This window comes from Streptomyces sp. NPDC058864 (assembly GCF_042742985.1).
GTDB lineage: Bacteria > Actinomycetota > Actinomycetes > Streptomycetales > Streptomycetaceae > Actinacidiphila.
On record NZ_JBHYMQ010000017.1, the window covers coordinates 13,688 to 35,559 of the forward strand.

Genomic DNA, 21,872 nt, shown 5'->3' on the forward strand with positions numbered 1-21,872 from the left:
TCGCCCGTACGGCCCGTGAACCGGCCGTGCCCGAGGGTCAGTCGATGCTGCGCAGGATGTGCGGCTCGTTCAGATCGTCCTCGTAGCCGGCCAGTCGGATCGGCGCCGACCTGGCCCAGACGTCCAGGTTCCGCACCTCCCGCTGTTGTGCGGGCTGATCGTCGGGCTCCTTGGGGAGCTGGTTCCGCTTGGACTTCTCGGGTGTCACCGCGCACTCCTTCGTGTCGGGTGAGCCGGACGCCGGCCCGGCCGCTGCCGGACGCCGACCGCCCGGTCGGGCTGATGGCTGAGCGGACGCGGTGGCGCCGGTTGCGGAACCGGGCGGGGACCGCGGTGAGCGGTTCCTCCCGGGGCGGAGGCAGGGGGTGTTGGTGCTCCCCCGAAGGCCTTTCCGTCGGGAGAAGCCTATGCCCGGCGGCGGGGTGCCACCATCCCAATACGGCACGTCCCGGGGACGGCCACCCTTCCCGCGCACGCGGGCGGGGCGTCACCCGGCGTTCAACCGCTGCGCCGGACCGCCTCGCCACGGGCACAGGCGAGGGTCGCCCACACCGCGCGACCGGCGCCGTGGGCCGGCGGGCGAACTCCCCAGCCTTCGGCCAAATGGGCGACAAGGGCGAGCCCGCGGCCGCTCTCGTCGCCGTCGGCGGCCGTGCGGGCCAGGGGGCCGGCCGGCTCGCGTCCCTCGTCGACGACCTCGATGTGCAGCTTGCCGCCCGCCGTCCAGAGCAGGCACGCGACGTGGTCGCTGCCGCTGTGCACCACCGCGTTGGTGAAGAGTTCGCTCACCACCAGGCCGGCGTCGTCGCCCAGCCCCGACAGGCCCCATCCGCTCAGCGCGGAGCGCACCTGGCGGCGTGCGACGCCGACCGAAGAGGCCTGCGCCGGCAGTCGGAGCCGGAAGGTGTCCCGGGCGCTTATGGCATAGAGCACACACGCAACTATGGCCACTGCTTACACAGAAGGCAAGGGTCATTCTGCAAATTGCACAATCGCCAGTATCAGGGTGTGGGTTCCATTCGTGACATGGCACACTTCTGCCATGCGGGAGTTGCAGCGTGGCTGAGACGAGGGCGAGCGGGGCGCCGACCGTCCTCCGCGTGATCCTCGGCAAGCGCCTCCACGACCTGCGGGAGAAGGCGGGGTACTCCTACGAGGAGGCCGCGCGCGAGCTGGACGTCACCCATGCCACCGTGCGCCGGATGGAGAAGGCCGAGGTCGGCCTGCGCATCCCGTACGTGGAGAAGCTGCTCGCGCTGTACGGCGTCGACGCCGCCGAGGCGGCGACCTTCATCGACCTCGCCCGGCAGGGCAACCGCCCCGGCTGGTGGCACCGTTACCGCGACGTGCTGCCGTCCTGGTTCAGCGCCTTCGTCAGCCTCGAGGGCGAGGCGGCCATCATCCGCGCCTACGAACCGCACTACGTCCCCGGACTGCTGCAGACCGAGGACTACGCCCGCGCCGTGCTGAGGGCAGGCCGCCCGGGGGCCGCCACGGAGGAACTCGAGCGCCTGGTCGCCCTCCGCCGGGAACGCCAGTCGCTGATCGCGCGGCCGGACGCCCCGCTGCTGTGGGTGGTGATGGACGAGACCGTGCTGCGCCGCCCCATCGGCAGCCCCGACGTCATGCGCGCCCAGCTGGACCGGCTGGCCCAGGCGTGCGAGCTGCCGCAGGTGAGACTGCAGATCATGCCCTTCGACGCCGGGCCGCACCCGGCGATGTACGGGCCGTTCCACATCTTCCGGTTCCAGATCCGAGAGCTGCCGGACGTCGTGTTCACCGAGAGCCTGGTGGGCGCCGCCTACCTGGACGACGTGGACGACGTCTCGGCCTTCCTCGAGGCCCTCGACCGGATGTGCGCGCAAGCCGCGCCTGCACACAGCACCGCAGCCATCCTCGATGGCATCCGCAAGGAGATCTGACACACATGGACGACCGCATATACAACGGCATGCGCGCCCTCGACCTCGGCACCGAGGGCTGGCACAAGCCGTGGAGCGGCGGCAACGGGGGAAGTTGCGTGGAAGCCATGAAGCTGGCCGACGGCAGAATCGCGCTGCGGCAGTCCACCGACCCCGACGGGCCGGCCCTCATCTACACGGACCACGAGATCAGGATGTTCATCGAGGGTGCCAAGGACGGGAAGGCCGACTTCCTGCTGTCCTGAGCCCCGGGATCGACATTTTCGAGTGAACACGGCCCGCGCGGGCAACCGCGACGACCGACGGGCTGTCTCCAGCGGTAATCCGCCGGACGGACGGGACAAGGGGAGCAGCATGACCGGACAACTCGGACCGCTGTACGAACCGGGCGTGGCCTATGTGCGCATCGCCGCGGCCGACGCGGCGACCGCCCACAGGGTCGCCGACGTCATCGCCTCCCGGTATCCCGGTACCCGTCCGCCGCGGGTCACCACGCACGCGGACGGGCTGGTGGAGTTCGACCTGTACACCTACACCCTGGAGGAGGTCAGCCCCTCCGGCCCGTACGACGCCCAGGGCCCGGAGAGCTGCTAGCCGCTCGGCGCGGGGCGGCTGAGTCCGGTGATGCGAGTGGGTCGGTGGGTCGGCTGTCCCGCCGTCTCGCTCCCTCCGGTCGCAAAGACGCGGGCTGCGGAGGGAGGGTGGGGGCGACCCTCTTCAGCAGTGTGCGGGTGCGTGGTCGGCGGGGGTTCAGGCGTCGGAGCAGGTGGTCTTTCCGGTGGCGGGGGTCTCGTTGCCGTCCGCGGGTATGGATGGCCGCTTCCACGCCTACTGCCGGTGGTGGGCGCGCCTGCCGTGACCTGCGTCTGCGGCTGCTTCGAGGTGCTGTCGAGGGGTCTGCGGGAGACCGGGCTCGCTTTCGCCGACTATGTCGGCGAAACAGAGCCCGGTCTCGGAAATCGACCTGCCGAACCCATGGCCTGCCGGGGAAGCACCCGCGGACGCCGGTTACGGCGGGCGCGCCACCCACAGACGGTGGGCGTGGCAACCAGCCGTCCATACCCGCGGACGGCGACGAGGCAGACACCACCGGAGGGGGACCCCGCTCCGGCGCCTGAACCCCGGCCACGAACCGACCCGCACAGCGGCGACGGCCCGACGCCCGCCACCCTCCCCTCCGCAGCCCGCATCTTTGCGACCGAAGGAAGCGAGACGGCGGGACAGCCGACCCACCCACCGGCACCACCCGTTTCCTCCTCCGCAACCCGCAACCCGCAACCCGCAGCCCCCCGGCCGATGGCCGGAGGGCTGGAGGAGTGGCGGATCAGCCCTGACCGGGGTGGAGGACGACCTTGGTGTAGCCCTCGATCCGCTTGTCGAACTTCTCGTACGCCGACGGCGCGTCCGCCAGGGGCAGCTCGTGGGAGACCACGAAGCTCGGGCGGGCGCGGCCCTCGATGATCATGTCCCGCAGCTGCCGGTTGTAGCGCTTGACGTTGCACTGCCCGGTACCCAGCCGCAGGCCCTTCTCGAAGAGCCGGCCGATGGCGACCAGCAGCCGGCCGCTCTTGGCCTGCTCGTCCGGGCCGCCCGGGTCGGACGGCACGTACAGGCCGGGGATGCCGAGCGCCCCGGTCGGGCGCACGGTGTCGATCAGGGAGTTGAGCACCGCCGCGGGCTCCTCGCGGCCCGCGCCGCCCGCCTGGGCCTGGTAGCCGACCGCGTCGACGCCCTTGTCGGTCCCCTCGCCCTTCATGTGCTCCTTGATCTGGTCCACCGGACTTCCCTTGGTGAAGTCGATGGGGATCGCGCCGATCTCCTCGGCCTTCTGCAGCCGCTCCGGCACCCGGTCCACGACGAACACCTTGGCCGCCCCGCGCAGCATCGCCGAGTACGCGGCCATCAGCCCGACCGGGCCGCCGCCGTACACCGAGACGCTCTCACCGGGGGATACCTGGGCCAGCTCGCAGCCGTGGTAGCCGGTCGGGAAGATGTCGGCCAGGAGCACGAAGTCGGACTCGTTGGCGGTGCCCTCGGGCAGTTTCAGACAGTTGAAGTCCGCGTACGGTACGCGCACGTATTCCGCCTGACCGCCCGGCCAGGGGCCCATGGCCACATAGCCGTAAGCGCCTCCGGCGAATCCCGGATTGACCGTGAGGCAGTAGCCGGTGAAACCCGCCGAGCAGTTCTTGCAGAATCCGCAGGCGACGTTGAAGGGCATGACCACGCGGTCGCCCTGCTTGAGGGTGGTGACCCCCTCGCCGACCTGGTCGATGATCCCCAGGTTCTCGTGGCCGAAGACGATGCCGGGCTCCGCGGCGGTCCGGCCTTCGTACATGTGCAGGTCGGAGCCGCAGATCGCGGTGGAGGTCACCCTGACGACCACGTCGTTGGGGTGCTGCAGGCGTGGATTGTCGACTTCCTCGACGGCTACTTCGAACGGTCCTTTGTAGACGACGGCCTTCACGTGGACACCTCCGATTGGTGTCTGATTCGTGGCTTACGTGACCTATTTCTCATGCTGCCCCCTTGGGCAGTGCGAGACAACCCAGCTACTCTTCAGGTAAATATGTCGATTTGCGGTTGACCGCGGAGAAAGGCGGGAAAAATGGCCCAGCGCTCAGGAACGCTGCTCGTCCCCGTGCCCGGCCTGTCCGGCACGCTGTACCCGGTCGGCACGCGCGTGGCCATCAGCGGGCTGGGCTCTTCCGTGGACGCCTTCGTGGACGGTGACTGGCTGCCGCTGTCGTGGTGGGAGTTCGCCGAGGGCCGCAACGACGACGTGTACGAGGGCCCCGCACTCTGACACCCGTAGCGGTCCGGTGACTTGCCGGGCTATGACCGTCAACGTCCCCGCGGATCCCCCGGGTCCGCCGTCCTCGCGGCTCACGGCCCGCCCGCAGCGGCGGAGTCGAGGACTTGGCCGCCCGACGGGACGGCGCGCGCGGCCACCGCGGCTCAGCCGGCCGCTACGGCCCCCGTGCCCAGTCCCGCGAGCCGTGCCAGGCGGCGGTGCGAGTCCAGCAGCGCCGACCGGTCGTAGCCGGCCGTGGTGACCAGGACCTCGTCCGCCCCGGTGCGGGCGACCAGACCGGACAACGCGGCCGTCACCTCGTCCTCGGTGCCGTGCACGCCGTTCGACAGCGTCCCCTCGAACACCTCGCGCTCGCGCGCCGTCATCTGACTCGCCGCCACCTCCTCGGGCGGCGCCAGCGGCAGGAACTCGCCCTGCGTACGCGAATGCGCCAGCGACCACGCCTCCGACGTCAGCAGCCGCCGTGCGGCCTCCGTGGTCTCCGCGACCGACACGGTGGTCGAGACCACGACGTACGACCGTGGCGCCCACGCCGACGGCCGGAACGCGGCGCGGTACTCCGCGATCGCCTCGCGCATGCGCTGCTCGCCCCGCACCGCCGCGATCACCAGGGGCAGACCGAAGGCCGCCGCCGTGGCCGCGCCCGCCCCCGTCGCCAGTACGAACGCCGGGACGCGCATCCCCTCCGGCGGCCGCGGGTGCACCGCGCCCGGGCCCGCCGTGCCGGTGAAGTAGCCGAGCAGTTCGGTCAGCAGTTCCTCGAAGTCGCCCGCGGCGCGGGCGTCGCGTCCCAGCGCCCGGCGCACCCCGTCGGTGAAGCCCACCGAGCGCCCCAGCCCCATGTCGATCCGCCCGGGGAACAGCGACTCCAGCACCCCGAACTGCTCCGCCACCACCAGCGGCCGGTGGTTGGGCAGCATGACCCCGCCCGTGCCGACCCTGATCCGCGACGTGGCGGCGGCCACCGCCGCCGCCAGCACCGTCGGCGCGGAACCCGCCACGCCCGGCACCCCGTGGTGCTCCGACACCCAGAAGCGGTGGTAGCCCAGCTCCTCGGCGTGCCCCGCCAGCCACACGGTGTCCCGCAGCGCCTGCGCGGGCTCCGCGCCCTTGCGAACGGGGGAGCGGTCGAGGACCGAGAACGGAATCGGGGGCAGCTGCGGTGCGATCACCCCTGTTCCAACACCCACCGCGGCACGGGATTCCCGCGCCGCGGTGCCGCGGAGGCCGCTCAGTCCGCCCGGCGGGCGTACGTCACGATCAGCACACCGCTCCTGTGGGTGCGCCCCTCGGTCACGTCGTACGCCTGCGGGGCGAAAGCGCCCGCGACCAGCGGCACGCCGGCTCCCGCGACCATGATCTTGACGATCATCCCCACCGCGAGGTCCGGGCTCGCCGCCATGCTCCCCGGCACCACGTGATCACTGCCTCAGGTGCGGATACGGGCTGGGCAGCCCGAACGGCAGTCCCACCTCGTACGTCGCCCGAACCATGAGCACCGCGCCGAACCGCCGGTTCGGCGCGTCGGCGATGCCCAGCGGGCCGCGGATCCGCACCGGCGGTGCGCATGGCCCCCCCGGTACGCGATGATCGTCAACCGGGCCCGAGCCAGCGCGCGGACGCACCCCACCGCCACGCGGTACCCGGGCCCCCGGAGTAGATTTCGGTGAGGACCCGCGGGCACGGCGGGGGATGGCGGAGGCTGCGATGACGGAAGCCGCGGGCGCGACGGGCCGGGCCGGGACGCTCACGCTGGGCGGGGCGAGCGGGCGGTGGGTCCTCGCGGCGGTCGTCCTGGGATCGGGCATGACGCTCCTCGACGGCACCGTCGTCAACGTCGCACTCCCGACGATCGGCAAGGACCTCGGCGCCACCCTCGCCGGCCTCCAGTGGACGATCAACGCCTACACCCTCACCCTCGCAGCGCTCATCCTGCTCGGCGGCTCGCTCGGCGACCGCTTCGGGCGGCGCAAGCTCTTCATGATCGGCACGGTGTGGTTCGCCCTGGCCTCGCTGCTGTGCGGCATCGCGCCCACCATCGAGGTGCTGATCGGCGCCCGCGCCCTGCAAGGCGTCGGCGGAGCCCTGCTCACCCCCGGCTCGCTGGCCCTGATCCAGGCGTCCTTCGCCGCCCAGGACCGGGCCCGCGCGATCGGCGTGTGGTCGGGCCTGGGCGGCATCGCGGGAGCGCTGGGACCGCTGCTCGGCGGCTGGCTGGTCGACGCCGTCAGCTGGCGCTGGGTGTTCTTCATCAACCTCCCGCTGGCGGCCCTGGTGGTCGCGGTCGCCGCCCGGCACGTCCCGGAGAGCCGCGGCGAGAGCGTCACCGGAGGCTTCGACGTCGCCGGTGCCGTGCTCGGCGCGGTCGGCCTCGCCGGGGTCACCTACGCCCTGATCGCCGCGGGGGGAAGCCACCCGGACATCACCGCCGTCAGCGTTTCCGGCGTGATCGGCGTCGCAGCGTTCGCCGGGTTCGTGCTGACCGAGCGGCGCAGCCCGCATCCGATGCTCCCGCCGCGCCTCTTCGCGAACCGCCAGTTCACCGCCGCCAACCTGGTCACCTTCGCGGTCTACGCGGCACTCGGCGGCCTGTTCTTCTTCCTGGTGCTGGAGCTGCAGACCGAGGCCGGGTACTCCCCCCTGGCCTCCGGGACGGCGCTGCTGCCCATCACGGTCATCATGCTGGCGCTGTCCGAGCGCGCGGGCCGGCTCGCCGAGCGCATCGGGCCGCGCATCCCCATGACCGTGGGCCCGGCGATCTCCGCCGTCGGCCTGCTGCTGATGCTGCGGATCGGCGCCGACGCGTCCTACGTCGCCGACGTCCTGCCCGCGGTGTGCGTCTTCGCCCTCGGCCTGGCGACCACCGTCGCCCCCCTCACCGCCACCGTCCTCGGCGCGGCCGACGTACGGCTCGCGGGCACCGCGTCCGGCGTGAACAACGCCGTGGCACGGGCGGCGGGCCTGCTCGCGGTGGCGGCCCTGCCGCTCATGGCCGGGCTCTCCGGCGACGACTACGAGGACCCGGCCGCCTTCGGCCAGGGCTTCCGCGTGGCCGTCGTGATCTGCGCCGGGATGCTGGTGGTGGGCTCGCTGCTGGCCTGGTTCGGCATCCGCTCCGACGTGCTGCGCGAGACCCCAGAGGAGCCGGTCAAACCGGCCCCGCCGTGCAAGCACTACTGCGCCATCGGCGGCCCGCCCCTGCAGTGCGCGGTGCGGCCCGCGCCCGGGACGGCGACCGGCGGCGGGCCCGACATGCGCAAGGACGGCCCTCAGGCCGTGTGACCCGCCTGCCCCAGCGTGCCGACCGGCTCGACCGGGGTCAGTACTCCTCGGACTCCGGTACGAGATGCATCGCGGCCTCCTCGGCGGAGGCGGCCGCCCCGTCGATGCCGATGTCCTGGGCGACCATGCCGTCGGTGTCGTAGTGCGCCCCCTCGTCGGGCGCGACCAGCCGTCCGGCGCGCAGCGCGCCGACCTCGCCGTCGATCAGCTCCCCGTCGGTGTCCCACGCGTCCCCGATGCCGTCGCCGTCGGGGACGGGGAGGTCCGGGAGCTCCTCGGCCAGGCGTTCGTCGAGCGTCTCGCCCTGCAGCCGGCCCGCCGCGGTGGTGGCGGGCTTGTTCACCGCCCAGGGCCGCTCCGGCGGGGAGTAGCCCTCGTCGAGTATCTGGTCGACACCGTGGTAGTCCAGGGTGTCCTCGGGCTCCAGCAGCCCGGCGTCGTCCTGCACCTCTGACCCGTCCGGCTGGTAGACCTCGTCACCCATCTCGTTCTCTCGCATGTCCGTCTCCTCGCTCACGCGCCGCCACCGCTTCGGCGCCGCCTCGCGGGCCGCGCGCCCCCTCTTCCCTCCACACTCTTCCGTCCGGACGCCGATCGCCACCCGGAAGCGTGAAAAAGGGCCGGTGCGGGACGTGGAAGGGGCCGGTGCGGGAGCGTTCCTCACCGGACCTCCGCCCTGGGTTCCGTGCCCCGCCGCCCCGGTCGCGCCACCGTCGTGCTTCACGGCGGCGGCCGGGGCGGCGATCCGAGGATCCGGGCTCGGGGGGGGGCGTCCGGTGGAGCGCCCGCCGACGGGACCTCAGTCGTCGCAGTCCAGGCCCGGGAACCCGCGGCCCAGGCCGGAGAAGCCGCGGTCCAGGCCGGAGAAGCCTCGGTCCAGGCCGGAGAACCCGTGCACGTGCCCCCGGACCACGCGGAACGACGCCGTGGTCTGAATGCGCGGCGGGCACCGCAGCGTCACGGTGTACCAGCCGGGCCGGGTGTGCTTCGGCACCCGGAAGGTGCCCGCCAGCAGGCCGCTCCTGCCCAGGGGCAGCAGGTTGACCTGGCCGCCGGCTTCGGACTGGCCCTTGGAGTAGTTGGCGTCGCGGCCGCAGGCCGTGGTCGTGACGGTCAGCCGCATTCCGGGGACGGCGTAGTAGGGGGTGACCCAGGCATCGGAGATGTCATTGGCAGAGGCAGTGGGAACGGTGAGACCGATGACGGCCGCGGCCATGGCGACGCCGCCAAGAACGCGTGTTGCAGGCATGAGGCAGCCTCCAGGTGAAACGGGCGGATGGAGGAGCGGTCCCAGGCGGTCCGCTCCACGCGGAGCAAAGCAGCGCGCCGAGGGGCCTGCCACCCGAAGGCGCCCCGCACGGCACCGATCGCGCCCGCGCGCGGCCTCGCGACCGGTATGTCACCGCAGGTCAGGAGGTGTGCGCGGCCGTCCCGCGATCTGTGCCCGGACGTACCCGCAAACAGGTGACGGAGCGACAGATCTCCTATGCAAAAACGACATTGACGAATCGTCAGAAAATGGGGCGGTCATGCATCCTTGTGGAGGCCGATCACTTCGCGCAGCGCGTCCCGTGCCTCGTGCGAGCCGCCGCCCTGCTCCAGCAGCGCGGCGGCGATCGCGTCGAGTTTGCGCTGGACGGCGTGCTCGGCGCGCCGTTCGGCGTTCTTGAGGAGGGCGAGCAGCAGCAGGGTGACCGCCGTCATCAGGTCCGCCGCGAACAACTGCCAGTTCAAGGGCAGCCCGAGGGCGTGGACGAGGAGGAAGCCGGCCACCAGGAGCAGGCAGACAGCGTAGAAGAGCGGCGATGCCGTGAAGTTGGACGCCGTCTCGGCGAGCCGCTCGAACCGGCCCCGTCCGGCCTCGTCCTCGGTCCGTTCGGCGGGATGCCGGAACGTCACACCGTCCTCCCGGTGGGTGTTCGTCGACGATGTGCCGGTGCGGCGCGCACACGGCACCCGGCCGGTCCGCGGCGGCGGACCGGCCGTAGCCCGGTGCGGTCAGCAGATGCGCGGCAGTTGCTCGCCCAGCGGCAGGTCCACCACCCGCGTCCCGCCCAGGCCCGTACGGGCGACGACCATGCCCGCGTGGTCGGCCACGCACTCGCCGACGACGGCCGCGCCGGCGCCCAGCGGATGCGCGCGCATCGCGGCCAGCACCTCGTCGGCCACCGCGCGGGGCACGAAGGCGACGAGCCTGCCCTCGTTGGCCACGTACATCGGGTCCAGGCCCAGTACCGCGCAGGCGTTGGCCACCGCGGGGGGCACGGGCACCGCCCGCTCCTGCAGGACCACACCGACACCCGAGGCCGCCGCGATCTCGTTGAGGGCGGCCGCCAGACCGCCGCGCGTGGGGTCGCGCAGCACGTGCACGTCCGTCGTGACGCGAAGCACCGCCTCGACGAGCCCTCCCAGCGCCGCCGTGTCGCTCTCGATCTCGACCCCGAACTCCAGGCCCTCGCGCACGCTCAGCACGGCGACGCCGTGCGCCCCGATCTCCCCGCTGACGATGACCACGTCGCCCGGCGCGGCGCGCTGCGGACGGATGTCGACACCGTCCGGGATCAGCCCGATGCCCGCGGTGTTCACGTACAGCCCGTCCCCGTGGCCGGCCTCGACGACCTTGGTGTCGCCGGTGACGACCTCCACCCCCGCGGTGCGCGCGGCCGCGCCCAGTGCCTCGGCGACCCGCGCCACCAGCGGCATCTCCACGCCCTCCTCCAGGATGAAGCCGCAGGAGAGGTAGGCGGCCCTGGCCCCGCTCATCGCGAGGTCGTTGACGGTGCCGTTGACGGCCAGGTCGCCGATGCTGCCGCCGGGGAAGAACAGCGGCCGCACCACGTACGAGTCGGTGGAGAACGCCAGCCGGGCTCCGCCGAGCGTCACGGCGGCGGAATCGGCGAGCCCGGACAGCACCTCGCCGCCGAAGGCCGGGGCGAAGACGTGCCGCACGAGCTCCGCGGACAGTGCGCCCCCGCCCCCGTGGCCCATCACCACCCGCGGCTGGTCGCGCAGCGGCGCCGGACAGGTCCAGCCGGAGAAGTCCGGGGCGGCGAGGGTCTCTGCGATGTCAGCCAACGGGGCTCGCCTCCAGGGGTGCGCTTGTCCCGCCGAGCCGGCGGTAGAGGTAGTACGCGGCGCAGGCCCCCTCGCTGGAGACCATCGTGGCGCCCAGCGGCGTGCGTGGCGTGCAGACGCCGCCGAACGCCTCGCACTCGTGCGGCTTGATCAGGCCCTGCAGCACCTCGCCGCTGCGGCAGGCCGCCGGCTCCTGCGTGGTGATGCCGGTGACGGAGAACCGGTGCTCGGCGTCGTAGTCCCGGTAGCGCTCCGACAGCCGCCAGCCGCTGTCGGGGATGACGCCGATCCCGCGCCAGGCGCGGTCGGTCACCTCGAAGACGTCCGCGAGCATCGACTTGGCCGCCGGGTTCCCCTCGGGGCGGACGGCGCGCGGATAGGCGTTCTCCACCCGGTACTCGCCGCGCTCCAGCTGGCGCACCGCGCGGCGCACGCCCTCCAGGATGTCCAGCGGTTCAAAGCCGGTGACGACGATCGGCACGCCGAAGCCGTCCGCCAGCTCCGGGTACTCCTGCGTCCCCATCACGCTGCACACGTGGCCGGCCGCCAGGAACCCCTGCACACGGCAGTCCGAGGAGCGCATGATCGCCTCGATCGCCGGGGGGACCCGGACGTGGGACACCAGCAGGCTGAAGTTGGCGATGCCGAGCCTCCGCGCCTGGTACACCGTCATCGCGTTGGGCGGGGCGGTGGTCTCGAAGCCGATGCCGAAGAAGACGACCTCGCGGTCCGGGTTCTCCCGGGCGATCCGCAGCGCGTCCAGCGGGGAGTAGACGACGCGTACGTCACCGCCCTCGCCGCGGACGCCGAAGAGGTCGCGCCCGGTGCCGGGGACGCGCAGCATGTCGCCGAAGGAGCAGAAGATCACACCCGGGCGGGAGGCGATCTCCAGCGCCTTGTCGATGACCTCCAGCGGGGTCACGCAGACCGGGCAGCCCGGGCCGTGGATGAGTTCCACCTCCTTCGGCAGGAGCTGGTCGATGCCGTGCCGGATGATGGTGTGGGTCTGGCCGCCGCACACCTCCATCAGCGCCCAGGGCCTGGTCACCGTCGCGTGGATGTCGTCCAGCAGTCTCCTGGCCAGTTCCGGGTCCTGGAACTCGTCGATGTACTTCACCGCTCCGCCTCCGCCGTCGTTCCCGCGTCGGCGGCCGCCTGCTGCCAGGGGTCGCCGAACTCCTCCTCCAGCAGCCCGAGGTTCCCGAAGAGGGCGAGGGTCTGCCGCGCCGACTCCTCGTCGAGCCGTTGCAGCGCGAAGCCGACGTGGACGATGGCGTACTCGCCGACCTGCAGGTCGGGCAGGTACTCCAGGCACACGTCCTTCACCACGCCGCCGAAGTCGACGGTCGCCATCTTGGTGCCGTCACGCTCCTCGATCTCCAGCACCTTGCCGGGTACCGCCAGGCACATCAGCTGTCTCCTCGCTGTGGATGGTGGGGGATGCCGCGTGCGGCGACGACCAACTGGCCGAGCGCCAGGCCTCCGTCGTTGGGCGGCACGAGCCGGTGGCGCAGCACCGTGAACCCGTCCTCGCGCAGGTCCCGCGCGCACGCGGAGGACAGCAGCGCGTTGGCGAAGACGCCGCCACTGAGCGCCACCGTCGTGGTGCCGTCGCTCTCCCGTACGGCGGCGCACACCCGCCGGACGAGGTCGGCGACGGCCCGGTGGAAGCGTCCGGCGATCACCCCGGCGGGCACGCCCGCTTCCAGGTCGGCCACGACGGCCGCCAGCACCGGGCCCGGGTCGCAGGCCGTCGCCCCGCCGGCGCCTGCGCCCTCACGCAGCGCGAAGGCGTAGCCCTCGGCGGACAGGTCGCCCGCCGACGCGGCCGCGGCCTCCAGCTCGACGGCGGCCTGCGCCTCGTACCCCGCCCGGTGGCACACCCCCGCCAGAGAGGCGACGGCGTCGAAGAGCCGGCCCATGCTGGAGGTCGGGACGCAGTGCAGCCCGCGTTCCAACTGGACGGCCAGTACGGCACGTTCGTCCGCCGGGCAGGCGTCCGTGCTGGGCAGGCCGGGCGCCCAGGGGAGACCGGCCGCGCGCAGGTGCGCGAGCGCCATCCGGTAGGGGCGGCGCACGGCCGCGTCCCCACCGGGCAGCGGCACGTAACCCAGGTGCGCCGTCCGCCGGAAGCCTTCGTAGTCGGCGAGCAGGAACTCTCCGCCCCACACGGCGCCGTCGTCGCCGTGGCCGGTGCCGTCGAAGGCGACCCCGATCACCCGGCTCGTGCCGTCCAGCCCGGCCTCGGCCATCGCCGCCGCGACGTGCGCATGATGGTGCTGCACCTGCCGCAGCGGCCGGTCGCCCGCGGAGCGCCGCGCCCAGCCCACCGAGCGGTAGCCGGGATGCCGGTCCGCGGCCAGCAGCACCGGCCTGACCCCGGTGATCCCCTCCAACTGCCGTTCGGCGTCGGTGAAGGCGGTCAGCGTCGCCAGGTCGTCCATGTCGCCCACGTGGGCCGACAGCCAGGCGTGCCGGCCCTCGCCCACGCAGAAGGTGTTCTTCAGGTCGCCGCCCACGGCGAGCGCCGGCGCCACCGGCACGGGAAGCGGCACCGGGAACGGCGCGTAGCCGCGCGAACGCCGCACGGGCAGTTCCTCGCCGTCGCAGATCCGCACCACCGAGTCGTCGCACGGCACATGGATGGGCCGGTCGTGCGTCAGCCAGGCGTCGGCCAGTCCCGCCAGCCGCTCCAGCGCCTGGCAGTCGTCGGTGACGATGGGCTCCCCGCCCAGGTTGCCGCTGGTCATCACCAGCAGCCGGGGGCCGGGCGGGTCGCCCGGCAGACCGAGCAGCAGATGGTGGACCGGTGTGTACGGCAGCATCACCCCGAGGTCGGCCACCCGCGGCGCCACGGCCTCAGCCACGCCGCGCACCGCGGCGCGCCGCCGCAGCAGGACGATCGGCCGGCGTGAGCCGGTCAGCAACTCCCGTTCCTCCGGGCCGAGATGGGCCAGCCGCCCGACGTCCGCGAGGTCCCGCGCCATCAGGGCGAAGGGCTTGTCGCCGCGGTCCTTGCGGGTCCTCAGCAGCCGTACGCTCTCCTCGTTGCCCGCGTCGCAGGCCAGGTGGTAGCCGCCCAGGCCCTTCACCGCGACGACCGCCCCCGCCGCCAGCAACCGCCGTGCCGACGCGATCGGCTCGCCGTCCCGCGCCGCGCGGTCCGCGCCGGGCAGGACCAGGCGCAGCCGGGGACCGCAGTCGTGGCAGGAGACGGGCTGGGCGTGGAAGCGGCGGTCGGCCGGATCCTCGTACTCGGCCCGGCACTTCGGGCACATCGGGAAGCGGGACATCGTGGTGTTGGGACGGTCGTACGGCAGACCGGTGACGATCGTGAAGCGCGGCCCGCAGTGCGTGCAGGTGATGAACGGGTGCCGGTGGCGGCGGTCCGCCGGGTCGCACAGCTCGGCCAGGCACGCCTCACAGGTGGCGGTGTCGGGGGAGACCAGGGTGCGGGAGGCCGCACCGCCGGGGCGGGAGGGGCTGATCGTGAAGTCCGTGCCGCCCGCGAGGGGGACGGTGCGGTGGGACACCGACTCCACCACCGCCAGCGGCGGCGCCTCGGGGCCGATCCGGTCGCAGAAGGCCGCGACCGCGCCCGGGGCGCCCTCCACCTCGGCGACCACCCCGTCACCGGTGTTGCCGACGTGGCCCGCGAGCCCCAGCTCACGGGCGAGGCCGAACACGAACGGCCGGAAGCCGACCCCCTGCACGACCCCCCGGACCAGCACCCGGCGGCGCTGCGCGGTCCGGGCCGCGGGCCCCGGCTGACCCGGCATCAGTGCGCGCGGCCCACGGAGTGGGTGTGCCCGGCGGCGTCCTCGTGCGGGCGCGCATGCCCGTGCTCGTGTTCCTGCCCGTGTTCGTGCCCGTGCGTGTGGCCGTGCTGCACGGCGGTGCGGGCCATCACCGGACGGTGCACCGCGGCCCCCGCGTGCACGGCCAGTGCCCGCTCCAGCAGCACGCCCGCGCCGCCGCCGTCCCGCGAGGAGGTACGGACCACCTCCACGCCCGGGTTGACCTGGGCCACGGCCGCGAGGAAGGCCGCCTCGTCGAAGCCGACCGCCTCGGCGATGTCGTACTTCGTCACGAGCACCAGGTGCGCCAGCCCGAAGGCCGTCGGGTACTTCAGCGGCTTGTCCTCGCCCTCGGTGACCGAGGCGAGCACCACGCGCAGCGACTCGCCCAGGTCGTACGACGCGGGGCAGACGAGGTTGCCGACGTTCTCCACGAACAGCAGGTGCGTGCCCTCCGGCAGCCAGGCGTCGACGTGCGACCGCACCATGGACGACTCCAGGTGGCACAGCCCGTCGGTGAGGACCTGCCGCACCGGGGCACCGGAGCGGGCCAGCCGGGTCGCGTCGTTCTCGGTGGCGAGGTCGGCGGTGAGCGCCGCCACCGGCACCCCGCGCAGCCGGGCCAGCCCCAGTTCAGACTCCAGCAGCGCCGTCTTGCCGCTGCCCGGGCTCGACAGCAGGTTCACCATGACGGTCCCGCGCGCGGCGAGTTCCTCCCGCAGGTCCTGTGCGCCGCGGTCGTTCCTGGCGAGCACGGACTGCCGCAGATCGGTCACTTTGCACATGGCTCTCAGCGCTCCTCGGTGAGTGGGGCGGCCGGCCGGTGCTGCTCGGCCCACCGCACCTCGGTGATCCGCAGTTCACGGCCCGACAGCAGTTCCGTCGCCGCGCCCTCGCAGCCGGGACAGGTCAGCCTTGGGGGCATGCCGGTGGGCCAGTCCCGCGCGCAGCGCGCGCAGCGGGCCCGGCCGGGGACGGTCTCGGTGGTGAGGGCCGCGCCCTCCAGTACGGTGCCGGCGCAGGCGAGGTCGAAGCTGAAGGCGAGGGCGTCCGCCACGACACCGGCGAGTTCGCCGACCTCCAGGTGGACGGAGTCCGCGGAGGGCGCCGCCCCTGTGCCGTCCGCGAGCCGGGCGGCGGCCTCCTCGACCTGCTCCACCACCGCCACTGCGATGGACATCTCGTGCATCGGTCTCTTCTCCGGTGTGCGGGTGCCGGCCGGGCCCCGGCTGCCGGTGGGCCGGTGGGCCGGTGGGCGGTGCCGGCGGCTCACGCGGCTCCATTGAAGGCCCGGCCCCCGGGGCAGCCGGCCCGCCACGCCGCCGGGCCGGCCACGGCCTACCCGTTCGGCCTCACATGGACCGGATGTGCAGGTAGCGCTTCACGTCCGGCAGGACGCGGGACATGGCGAGCGCGGCCACGGCCGCGCCCACCGCGCTCAGGGCGATCTTCCACATGGCGGGGTGCTCCTTTCTGCTCGTCGCTGCGCAGGGGGTCGCGGCGGACCGGTCAGGCCACCGCGTGCGGGTCGGTGGGCCGGCCGGACTCCTCGCCGACGACGCGCAGCACCAGGCGTACGGCCTCGTCCACGGCGGCGGCGACGGGAGCGCTCAGACCGATGCCCTCCTCCAGGCAGGCCGGCTCGCAGCCGACCACCAGGACCCGGGAGGGCTTGGGGGCACCCGTCCCGGCGCTGAGGGTGTCGAGCAGCGCCAGCACGGTGTCCGGGGTCATCCGGTGCCCGTCGACGAGGGACTCGCCGGGCCCGTCGGTGCCGGGCGGCGGCGCCTCGATCAGGTGCAGCGTGCCGGGGGAGCCGCCGCGCGCGACCGCGTCGACGAGGACCACGCTGCGGTACCCGTCGAGGAGCTGGTACGCCAGGTGCACGCCCCGGACGCCGGTGTCGGTGACGTGGACGCCGTCGGGCAGCGGGTGCCCGGACAGCCGGCGCACCACCTCGACGCCGAAGCCGTCGTCGCCCAGGAAGATGTTGCCGATGCCCGCGACCAGCACGCCCCCCGTGCTCACGCGTCCTCCAGGGGAGCGAGTTCGTCGGGCTGGAAGTAGAGGAAGCGGCCCTGCTCGCGGCGGATCTCCGCGCCGGGGTCGCCGTCCACGGTGACCGCGAGGTGCACCCCGCCGTCCACGTCGTGCAGCACCGCCTCCACCTGGGCGCTGCGCCCGTGGAGGAACAGGTCCTGCGCGTCGGTGCGCCGCAGTCCCGGGCGCAGCACCACCCGGCTGCCGGCGGCCACCCAGGTGCCGCCGACCATGACGCGGTCCCGGACCGGGTCGACGGAGGCGTCGGCGCCCGGGTCCCACCAGGGGGTCTCGGGGACGGCGGCGGGCCCGGACTGCGGCCCGGTGACCTCGCGCAGCGCGCGCACCGCGCCGTGCAGACGCTCCATCACCTCCGGCGGCATGGATTCGGCCAGGTCGATCACCGCGGCGGCCCGCTCGTCCGTGCCGCGGGCCTGCCTCTTCTCCTCGTCGGTGAGGGCTGCGGTGCGCAGTGCCAGGATCTCGTCGATCTCGGTGGCGTCGTAGAGCGCGCCCGGGCTCTCCGGGGCGATCCGCGGATGGTCCTCCAGGATGATGGGGGAGGAGAGCACCACGTTCGCCGCGGCGTGGTCGCCCGCCAGCACCGGCCAGGTGTTCTCGTTGCGGCACTCGGTCACGGCGGCCTTCGCCCACTCCGGCGGGTCGGTCATCGACACGAAGTAGCCGGCGGTCAGTCCGAGCATCAGATGGGCCGAGACCAGCGCGTGCGGCAGCGCCTCCTCGCGGTTGGAGGCCAGGGCGGACCCGGTATTCTCCGCGACCGCGGTCAGCCGCAGCACCCGGTACGGGCCGGGCAGTTCCTCCGCCGAGATCCGCAGGACGCCCTCGAGGCGCGCCCGGCGGCGCACGACGCGCCCCACCGTGGCACCGTCCGGGCCCGTGACGATCTCGCTCTCCTCCGTCGCGGGAACGGTGAACGGCAGGACGTTGTCCTCGGCGGTCAGTGCCGCGACGTCCACGGACACCTCGACGCGCTCCTCCACGCCCTCGTCCCAGGGGACCAGTACCCGGTCCGGCAGCTGGAGTTCGTCGGTGGGCTCGAACTCGCCGTCGATCAGGATCCGTTCCACCGTGCGCCGCTGGGCGTGCAGGAAGCGCAGCTCCGCGTGGAGCGCGGCGTCGGCGCGTGGCTCCATGAGGATCTGGGTGCGCTGCAGGACGGGTTCACCGGACGCGGCCGCCCACACCGGGGGCACCAGCACCCCGAACTGCCAGCGCATCCGGTTCTTCGCCGAGGACGCCCGGTACGGGTAGAGCACGTAGCCCTCGAACAGGACGGCGTCGGCGGCCTGGCGGGCGGTCGCGAAGCGTTCCGCGGCGGCCGTCACCGCGCACCTCCCGCCGGGGCGGCGGTGCCGGCGAGCAGGGCCTCGACGGTCGCCTCCCACGAGGGCAGGGCGTGCGCGCTGCGGAAGGACCGCAGCGACTCCAGTGCCGTACGCGGCAGCCGGATCCAGCCGCACCCCGGGAAGTGGGCGTCGATCGCCTCGCGCCACACCGTCACCGGCATGCGGCACGCGGCCTCCTTGTCCCAGGGCACCGGCTGCACCTGGAAACCCGCGGGTCCGACGAAGGCGGTGCCGGAGAAGAGCAGCAGCAGCGGCGCCTCGCCGTCCTCCAGGGCCTCGAAGTACTTCGTCGAGGCGATGTCCATGTCGTAGGTGCACGGCACGGGCAGGTCCACCTCGGTCTCGCCGGTGAAGCCGGGCACCATCAGCGGCACCTGCGCGAACTGCAGCGGCTGCAGCGTGCTGCCCCACCGCTCGCGCTCGCCGAACAGGTCGCCCAGGCCCCGCGCCTCGGCGTCGCCGTAGGTCCGCCGCGCCGGTTCGATGCGCAACTGGCAGCGCAGCGCCAGGGCGTGCACCCGCTCCCCGCCCGGGGCGGTGATCCGCAGCCGGAAGACCAGCGTCGGTCCTGCGGCGTACCGATCGGCCCGTACGCCCGTGCAGCCGAAGTCCAGCTCGGTCACGTCCGCAACCCCTCCCGCGGCGCCGCCGGTGCGGCCCGCTGTCGTACGTCGTCGAAGAAGGCGGTCAGTTCGGCTCGGGCGCCGGAACCGCCGTCGAACCCCTGCCAGTTCAGCCGCAGCCGGCCCACCAGCTCGTAGGCCCGGTCGACCGGGAGCAGGAAGCACTCGCCGCCGTCGCCCGCGGCGCCGTCCCGGCGGACCAGCAGCGCTTCGACGTCCGGCCGCAGGGCGCCGGCCAGCGGCGAGTCGCCGAACACGGACCGCCAGGTGCCGGGGTCGACCTCGCTCTCGGTGGCGCCCGCCGGGCTCGGGTACAGCACCACGGGCCGGTCGAGCACCGAGTTGTGGAAGAAGAAGGCGACCGAGACCGGGATGCGCAGTTGCTGCCAGGAGGCCGCGTCGGGCACCGATCCCGGGTCGCTCAGCACCCGGTCGGGCACGGCGGCGAAGCGGCCGCCGCCCGCACCGGGCCGTTCGAGGAGCAGCGCGCAGGGCACGCAGGCGCAGGCCAGCGCACGCTTGCCGGCGTCGACCAGATGCCGGTGGGGGCCGGTCAGTTCCACCCCGCACAGCTCGCAGCGCTCGGGCGCGGGCTGCCTGGGTGCCACGAAACGCCGCAGTCCGGCCCCGGTGGTGCGCCGGCTCACGGCGCCCCCGGCGGACGGTTGCCGATCTGCAGCAGCGCGGGTTCGCCCGCGGCCGGACCGGAGCGCGGCATCTCGACCACCGACACCTCCGGGGCGAAGCAGGACAGTGCCGCCTCGATGCGCTCCCGGGTGGCGTCCATGGTGCTCGGGCATCCGCAGCCGCCGTCCTCGCGGGCGCTCAGCCGCAGCGTGCCGGTCTCGGGGTCGAAGTGCTCGATGCCCACCGTCGCCCCGGCGCGTGCCGCTTCCACGGCCCGGCCGACCCGGGTGAGGGTGTCCTCGGGGTGCAGGTCGTGGAGGGTCAGCAGTCCCGCCACCATCTCGTCGGCCATCAGCACGGCGAGCGGCTCGGTCGAGCCGTTCTTCAGCAGCGTGACCGCGCGGGCCAGGCCCGCGCCGTAGAACTCCATGAGGGTGCGCACCAGTTCCTCGGCGGCACGTGCCGTCTCGCCGTCGCCGGAGGCCGCGAACGCGTCGAGGATCTCCTCGACGCGCCGCGCCGTCTGCTCCGCGCTCATCCGGCCATACCGCTCAGACCGGTGGGGACGTGGAGCTTCTCCACGGTGCGCCCGCCGCCGACGTACATGTGGACGCCGCACGGCAGACACGGGTCGAAGCTGCGCACGGCCCGCATGATGTCGATGCCCTTGAAGTTCTCCGGGGAGTTCTCCTCGAAGATCGGGGTGTTCTGCACCGCGTCCTCGTACGGGCCGGGGGTGCCGTAGGTGTCGCGCACGCTGGCGTTCCACGGGGTCGGCGGGTACGGGTGGTAGTTGGCGATCTTGCCGTCGCGGATGACCATGTGGTGCGAGAGCACACCGCGCACGGCCTCGGTGAAGCCCACGCCGATGCTCTCGTCCGGGACCTCGAACTTCTCCCAGGTCTGGGTGCGGCCGGCGCGGACCTCGTCCAGCGCCTTCTCGCAGAAGTACAGGGCGCAGGCGGCGGAGTAGGCCTGGAAGTAGGTGCGGGCCCGGTTGCGCTCCAGGGCGTTGCTCCACTGCGGGATCTTCCACTCGAAGGTGGTCTCCGGCTTGGTGAGCGTCTTGGGCAGGTTGATCACCACGCTGTGCCCGGTGGCCTTCACATACCCCATGTCGACCAGGCCGTTGAGGGCGGTGGACCACAGCCGGGCGAGCGGGCCGCCGCCGGTGTCCAGCGCCAGGTGGTCCTTGCCGTCGAACCAGCGCGGGGACATCACCCAGCTGTACTTGTCGTCGAAGTCGCGCTTCTGCGGCGCGGGGATGGTGTGCTGGTTCCACGGGTGCCGCGGGTCGACCGGGTTGCCGAGCGGGTCGTGGGTGACGAACTGCTGCTGGCCCTCCCAGTCCTGGTAGTAGGAGCTGCCCAGCAGGATGCGGATGCCCAGGTTGATCTGCGTCAGGTCGTTGGTGACCAGCTTCCCGTCCACCACGATGCCGGGGGAGACGAACATCTTCCGTCCCCAGTCGGTCATGTTGGCGTACGTGAAGTCGCAGTGGTCCGGGTCGTTGAGGGCGCCCCAGCAGCCGAGCATGATGCGGCGGCGACCGACCTCCTCGTAGCCGGGCATGGCCTCGTAGAAGAAGTCGAAGAGGTCGTCGTGGAGGGGCACGACGCGCTTCATGAACTCCACGTAGCGCATCAGCCGGGTGAGGTAGTCGGTGAACAGCTGCACCGACGCGATGGTGCCGACGCCACCCGCGTAGAGCGTGGAGGGGTGGACGTGCCGGCCCTCCATCAGGCAGAACATCTCGCGGGTGTAGCGGCTGACCTGCAGCGCCTCGCGGTAGAACTCGCCCTCGAGCGGGTTGAGCGAGCGCATGATGTCGCCGATGGTGCGGTAGCCGTGCTCGGCGGCGTGCGGCGCCTCGGTGCGGTCGGCCTGCTCCATGACGCCCGGGTTGGTCTCGCGGACCATCTTCTCGCAGTAGTCGACCCCGACCAGGTTCTCCTGGAAGATGTTGTGGTCGAACATGTACTCGGCGGACTCGCCGAGGTTGATGATCCACTCGCCGAGGTGCGGCGGCTTCACCCCGTACGCCATGTTCTGCGTGTAGACCGAGCAGGTGGCGTGGTTGTCGCCGCAGATGCCGCAGATCCGGCTGGTGATGAAGTGCGCGTCGCGGGGGTCCTTGCCCCGCATGAAGACGCTGTAGCCGCGGAAGACCGACGAGGTGCTGTAGCACTCCGCGACGCGCTTCTGCTTGAAGTCGATCTTCGTGTGGATGCCGAGGCTGCCCACGATCCGGGTGATCGGATCCCAGGACATCTCCATCAGGCCACTGCCGTCTCCGGCCGTCTTCGTCTTCGGAGCCATGG

The 21,872-nt window shown here is 72.9% G+C and carries 27 protein-coding genes; 5 read left to right on the forward strand and 22 right to left on the reverse strand.

Annotated elements, in window-relative coordinates:
- Positions 1-37: 37 nt before the first annotated feature.
- Positions 38-208 (reverse strand): hypothetical protein, encoded by a 171-nt coding sequence (locus ACFW3D_RS15720; RefSeq protein WP_018560806.1) that lies wholly within the window; start codon positions 206-208, stop codon positions 38-40.
- A 290-nt stretch (positions 209-498) separates the two neighbouring features.
- Positions 499-933: an ATP-binding protein gene (locus ACFW3D_RS15725; protein ID WP_500504693.1), complete on the reverse strand. Its 435-nt coding sequence runs from the start codon at positions 931-933 to the stop codon at positions 499-501.
- A gap of 125 nt (positions 934-1,058) precedes the next feature.
- Between ACFW3D_RS15725 and ACFW3D_RS15730 the strand changes: the two genes are divergently transcribed.
- The 3 genes from ACFW3D_RS15730 to ACFW3D_RS15740 all read left to right on the forward strand — a co-directional run bounded on the left by ACFW3D_RS15730 (position 1,059) and on the right by ACFW3D_RS15740 (position 2,516).
- On the forward strand, positions 1,059-1,922 hold the full coding sequence (locus ACFW3D_RS15730) for a Sco1979 family transcriptional regulator (protein WP_500504694.1): 864 nt from the start codon (positions 1,059-1,061) through the stop codon (positions 1,920-1,922).
- 5 nt (positions 1,923-1,927) lie between these two features.
- Entirely contained in the window at positions 1,928-2,167 is a 240-nt protein-coding gene (locus ACFW3D_RS15735; protein WP_500504695.1) for a DUF397 domain-containing protein, read from the forward strand.
- Positions 2,168-2,276: 109 nt separating this feature from the next.
- Positions 2,277-2,516, forward strand: a complete 240-nt coding sequence (locus ACFW3D_RS15740; RefSeq protein ID WP_499509601.1) for a hypothetical protein — start codon at positions 2,277-2,279, stop codon at positions 2,514-2,516.
- 730 nt (positions 2,517-3,246) lie between these two features.
- On the opposite strand, the gene ACFW3D_RS15745 is transcribed toward ACFW3D_RS15740, so the two are convergent.
- Complete coding sequence (locus tag ACFW3D_RS15745; protein WP_018560801.1) at positions 3,247-4,389, reverse strand: glutathione-independent formaldehyde dehydrogenase; 1,143 nt, start codon at positions 4,387-4,389, stop codon at positions 3,247-3,249.
- 141 nt (positions 4,390-4,530) lie between these two features.
- Here ACFW3D_RS15745 and ACFW3D_RS15750 point away from each other — a divergent pair, with 141 nt between their 5' ends.
- The gene (locus ACFW3D_RS15750) at positions 4,531-4,728 is read left to right on the forward strand and encodes a hypothetical protein (protein ID WP_500504696.1); all 198 of its coding nucleotides are present in this window, start codon (positions 4,531-4,533) and stop codon (positions 4,726-4,728) included.
- 152 nt (positions 4,729-4,880) lie between these two features.
- Here ACFW3D_RS15750 and ACFW3D_RS15755 read toward each other — a convergent pair whose 3' ends face one another.
- The 3 genes from ACFW3D_RS15755 to ACFW3D_RS15765 form a co-directional block, all read right to left on the reverse strand.
- Complete coding sequence (locus ACFW3D_RS15755; RefSeq protein WP_500504829.1) at positions 4,881-5,906, reverse strand: MsnO8 family LLM class oxidoreductase; 1,026 nt, start codon at positions 5,904-5,906, stop codon at positions 4,881-4,883.
- Between the two features lie 62 nt (positions 5,907-5,968).
- Positions 5,969-6,139: a hypothetical protein gene (locus ACFW3D_RS15760; protein ID WP_500504697.1), complete on the reverse strand. Its 171-nt coding sequence runs from the start codon at positions 6,137-6,139 to the stop codon at positions 5,969-5,971.
- A gap of 19 nt (positions 6,140-6,158) precedes the next feature.
- Positions 6,159-6,293 (reverse strand): hypothetical protein, encoded by a 135-nt coding sequence (locus tag ACFW3D_RS15765; protein WP_500504698.1) that lies wholly within the window; start codon positions 6,291-6,293, stop codon positions 6,159-6,161.
- A 151-nt stretch (positions 6,294-6,444) separates the two neighbouring features.
- Between ACFW3D_RS15765 and ACFW3D_RS15770 the strand changes: the two genes are divergently transcribed.
- Positions 6,445-8,019: an MFS transporter gene (locus ACFW3D_RS15770; protein WP_500504699.1), complete on the forward strand. Its 1,575-nt coding sequence runs from the start codon at positions 6,445-6,447 to the stop codon at positions 8,017-8,019.
- Positions 8,020-8,056: 37 nt separating this feature from the next.
- Here ACFW3D_RS15770 and ACFW3D_RS15775 read toward each other — a convergent pair whose 3' ends face one another.
- The 16 genes from ACFW3D_RS15775 to ACFW3D_RS15850 all read right to left on the reverse strand — a co-directional run bounded on the left by ACFW3D_RS15775 (position 8,057) and on the right by ACFW3D_RS15850 (position 21,870).
- Positions 8,057-8,518 carry a DUF5709 domain-containing protein gene (locus ACFW3D_RS15775; protein WP_500504700.1) on the reverse strand — a complete coding sequence of 154 codons (462 nt, stop codon included), beginning with the start codon at positions 8,516-8,518 and terminating at the stop codon, positions 8,057-8,059.
- Positions 8,519-8,818: 300 nt separating this feature from the next.
- A complete protein-coding gene (locus tag ACFW3D_RS15780; protein WP_500504701.1) occupies positions 8,819-9,268 on the reverse strand; it encodes a sortase in 450 nt (149 codons plus the stop codon).
- Between the two features lie 278 nt (positions 9,269-9,546).
- The gene (locus ACFW3D_RS15785) at positions 9,547-9,918 is read right to left on the reverse strand and encodes a low affinity iron permease family protein (RefSeq protein WP_500504702.1); all 372 of its coding nucleotides are present in this window, start codon (positions 9,916-9,918) and stop codon (positions 9,547-9,549) included.
- A 99-nt stretch (positions 9,919-10,017) separates the two neighbouring features.
- Positions 10,018-11,007, reverse strand: coding sequence for a hydrogenase expression/formation protein HypE (hypE, locus tag ACFW3D_RS15790; protein ID WP_500504830.1), 990 nt, complete (start codon positions 11,005-11,007; stop codon positions 10,018-10,020).
- A gap of 79 nt (positions 11,008-11,086) precedes the next feature.
- Positions 11,087-12,211, reverse strand: coding sequence for a hydrogenase formation protein HypD (hypD, locus tag ACFW3D_RS15795; protein WP_500504703.1), 1,125 nt, complete (start codon positions 12,209-12,211; stop codon positions 11,087-11,089).
- Positions 12,208-12,504, reverse strand: a complete 297-nt coding sequence (locus ACFW3D_RS15800; RefSeq protein ID WP_500504704.1) for a HypC/HybG/HupF family hydrogenase formation chaperone — start codon at positions 12,502-12,504, stop codon at positions 12,208-12,210. The genes hypD and ACFW3D_RS15800 overlap by 4 nt, the downstream gene beginning before the upstream one ends.
- Entirely contained in the window at positions 12,504-14,873 is a 2,370-nt protein-coding gene (gene hypF, locus ACFW3D_RS15805; RefSeq protein WP_500504705.1) for a carbamoyltransferase HypF, read from the reverse strand. Before hypF ends, ACFW3D_RS15800 begins: the two co-directional genes overlap by 1 nt.
- Positions 14,873-15,676, reverse strand: a complete 804-nt coding sequence (hypB, locus tag ACFW3D_RS15810) for a hydrogenase nickel incorporation protein HypB (protein WP_500504706.1) — start codon at positions 15,674-15,676, stop codon at positions 14,873-14,875. Before hypB ends, hypF begins: the two co-directional genes overlap by 1 nt.
- Positions 15,677-15,681: 5 nt before the next feature.
- Positions 15,682-16,080 (reverse strand): hydrogenase maturation nickel metallochaperone HypA/HybF, encoded by a 399-nt coding sequence (locus tag ACFW3D_RS15815; RefSeq protein WP_500504707.1) that lies wholly within the window; start codon positions 16,078-16,080, stop codon positions 15,682-15,684.
- A gap of 163 nt (positions 16,081-16,243) precedes the next feature.
- Positions 16,244-16,348, reverse strand: coding sequence for a DUF6893 family small protein (locus ACFW3D_RS15820; RefSeq protein ID WP_499609831.1), 105 nt, complete (start codon positions 16,346-16,348; stop codon positions 16,244-16,246).
- 52 nt (positions 16,349-16,400) lie between these two features.
- Positions 16,401-16,919 carry a hydrogenase maturation protease gene (locus tag ACFW3D_RS15825; protein ID WP_500504708.1) on the reverse strand — a complete coding sequence of 173 codons (519 nt, stop codon included), beginning with the start codon at positions 16,917-16,919 and terminating at the stop codon, positions 16,401-16,403.
- A complete protein-coding gene (locus ACFW3D_RS15830) occupies positions 16,916-18,280 on the reverse strand; it encodes a hypothetical protein (protein ID WP_500504709.1) in 1,365 nt (454 codons plus the stop codon). The genes ACFW3D_RS15825 and ACFW3D_RS15830 overlap by 4 nt, the downstream gene beginning before the upstream one ends.
- The gene (locus ACFW3D_RS15835; protein WP_500504710.1) at positions 18,277-18,924 is read right to left on the reverse strand and encodes a DUF6084 family protein; all 648 of its coding nucleotides are present in this window, start codon (positions 18,922-18,924) and stop codon (positions 18,277-18,279) included. The genes ACFW3D_RS15830 and ACFW3D_RS15835 overlap by 4 nt, the downstream gene beginning before the upstream one ends.
- Positions 18,921-19,571, reverse strand: a complete 651-nt coding sequence (locus ACFW3D_RS15840; protein WP_500504711.1) for a DUF5947 family protein — start codon at positions 19,569-19,571, stop codon at positions 18,921-18,923. The genes ACFW3D_RS15835 and ACFW3D_RS15840 overlap by 4 nt, the downstream gene beginning before the upstream one ends.
- A complete protein-coding gene (locus ACFW3D_RS15845) occupies positions 19,568-20,089 on the reverse strand; it encodes a NifU-related iron-sulfur-binding protein (RefSeq protein WP_500504712.1) in 522 nt (173 codons plus the stop codon). The genes ACFW3D_RS15840 and ACFW3D_RS15845 overlap by 4 nt, the downstream gene beginning before the upstream one ends.
- A complete protein-coding gene (locus ACFW3D_RS15850; protein ID WP_500504713.1) occupies positions 20,086-21,870 on the reverse strand; it encodes a nickel-dependent hydrogenase large subunit in 1,785 nt (594 codons plus the stop codon). Before ACFW3D_RS15850 ends, ACFW3D_RS15845 begins: the two co-directional genes overlap by 4 nt.
- Between the last annotated feature and the right edge of the window lie 2 nt (positions 21,871-21,872).

Excerpts from the sequence above, each read along its gene's own strand:
- ACFW3D_RS15820 (WP_499609831.1), bottom strand. The coding sequence starts at position 16,348 with ATGTGGAAGATCGCCCTGAGCGCGGTGGGCGCGGCCGTGGCCGCGCTC.
- hypF (WP_500504705.1), bottom strand. The coding sequence starts at position 14,873 with ATGCCGGGTCAGCCGGGGCCCGCGGCCCGGACCGCGCAGCGCCGCCGG.
- ACFW3D_RS15775 (WP_500504700.1), bottom strand. The coding sequence starts at position 8,518 with ATGCGAGAGAACGAGATGGGTGACGAGGTCTACCAGCCGGACGGGTCA.
- ACFW3D_RS15800 (WP_500504704.1), bottom strand. The coding sequence starts at position 12,504 with ATGTGCCTGGCGGTACCCGGCAAGGTGCTGGAGATCGAGGAGCGTGAC.
- ACFW3D_RS15780 (WP_500504701.1), bottom strand. The coding sequence starts at position 9,268 with ATGCCTGCAACACGCGTTCTTGGCGGCGTCGCCATGGCCGCGGCCGTC.
- ACFW3D_RS15850 (WP_500504713.1), bottom strand. The coding sequence starts at position 21,870 with ATGGCTCCGAAGACGAAGACGGCCGGAGACGGCAGTGGCCTGATGGAG.
- ACFW3D_RS15740 (WP_499509601.1), top strand. The coding sequence starts at position 2,277 with ATGACCGGACAACTCGGACCGCTGTACGAACCGGGCGTGGCCTATGTG.
- ACFW3D_RS15760 (WP_500504697.1), bottom strand. The coding sequence starts at position 6,139 with ATGGCGGCGAGCCCGGACCTCGCGGTGGGGATGATCGTCAAGATCATG.
- hypB (WP_500504706.1), bottom strand. The coding sequence starts at position 15,676 with ATGTGCAAAGTGACCGATCTGCGGCAGTCCGTGCTCGCCAGGAACGAC.
- hypE (WP_500504830.1), bottom strand. The coding sequence starts at position 11,007 with ATGGGCCACGGGGGCGGGGGCGCACTGTCCGCGGAGCTCGTGCGGCAC.
- ACFW3D_RS15815 (WP_500504707.1), bottom strand. The coding sequence starts at position 16,080 with ATGCACGAGATGTCCATCGCAGTGGCGGTGGTGGAGCAGGTCGAGGAG.
- ACFW3D_RS15845 (WP_500504712.1), bottom strand. The coding sequence starts at position 20,089 with ATGAGCGCGGAGCAGACGGCGCGGCGCGTCGAGGAGATCCTCGACGCG.
- ACFW3D_RS15770 (WP_500504699.1), top strand. The coding sequence starts at position 6,445 with ATGACGGAAGCCGCGGGCGCGACGGGCCGGGCCGGGACGCTCACGCTG.
- ACFW3D_RS15735 (WP_500504695.1), top strand. The coding sequence starts at position 1,928 with ATGGACGACCGCATATACAACGGCATGCGCGCCCTCGACCTCGGCACC.
- ACFW3D_RS15750 (WP_500504696.1), top strand. The coding sequence starts at position 4,531 with ATGGCCCAGCGCTCAGGAACGCTGCTCGTCCCCGTGCCCGGCCTGTCC.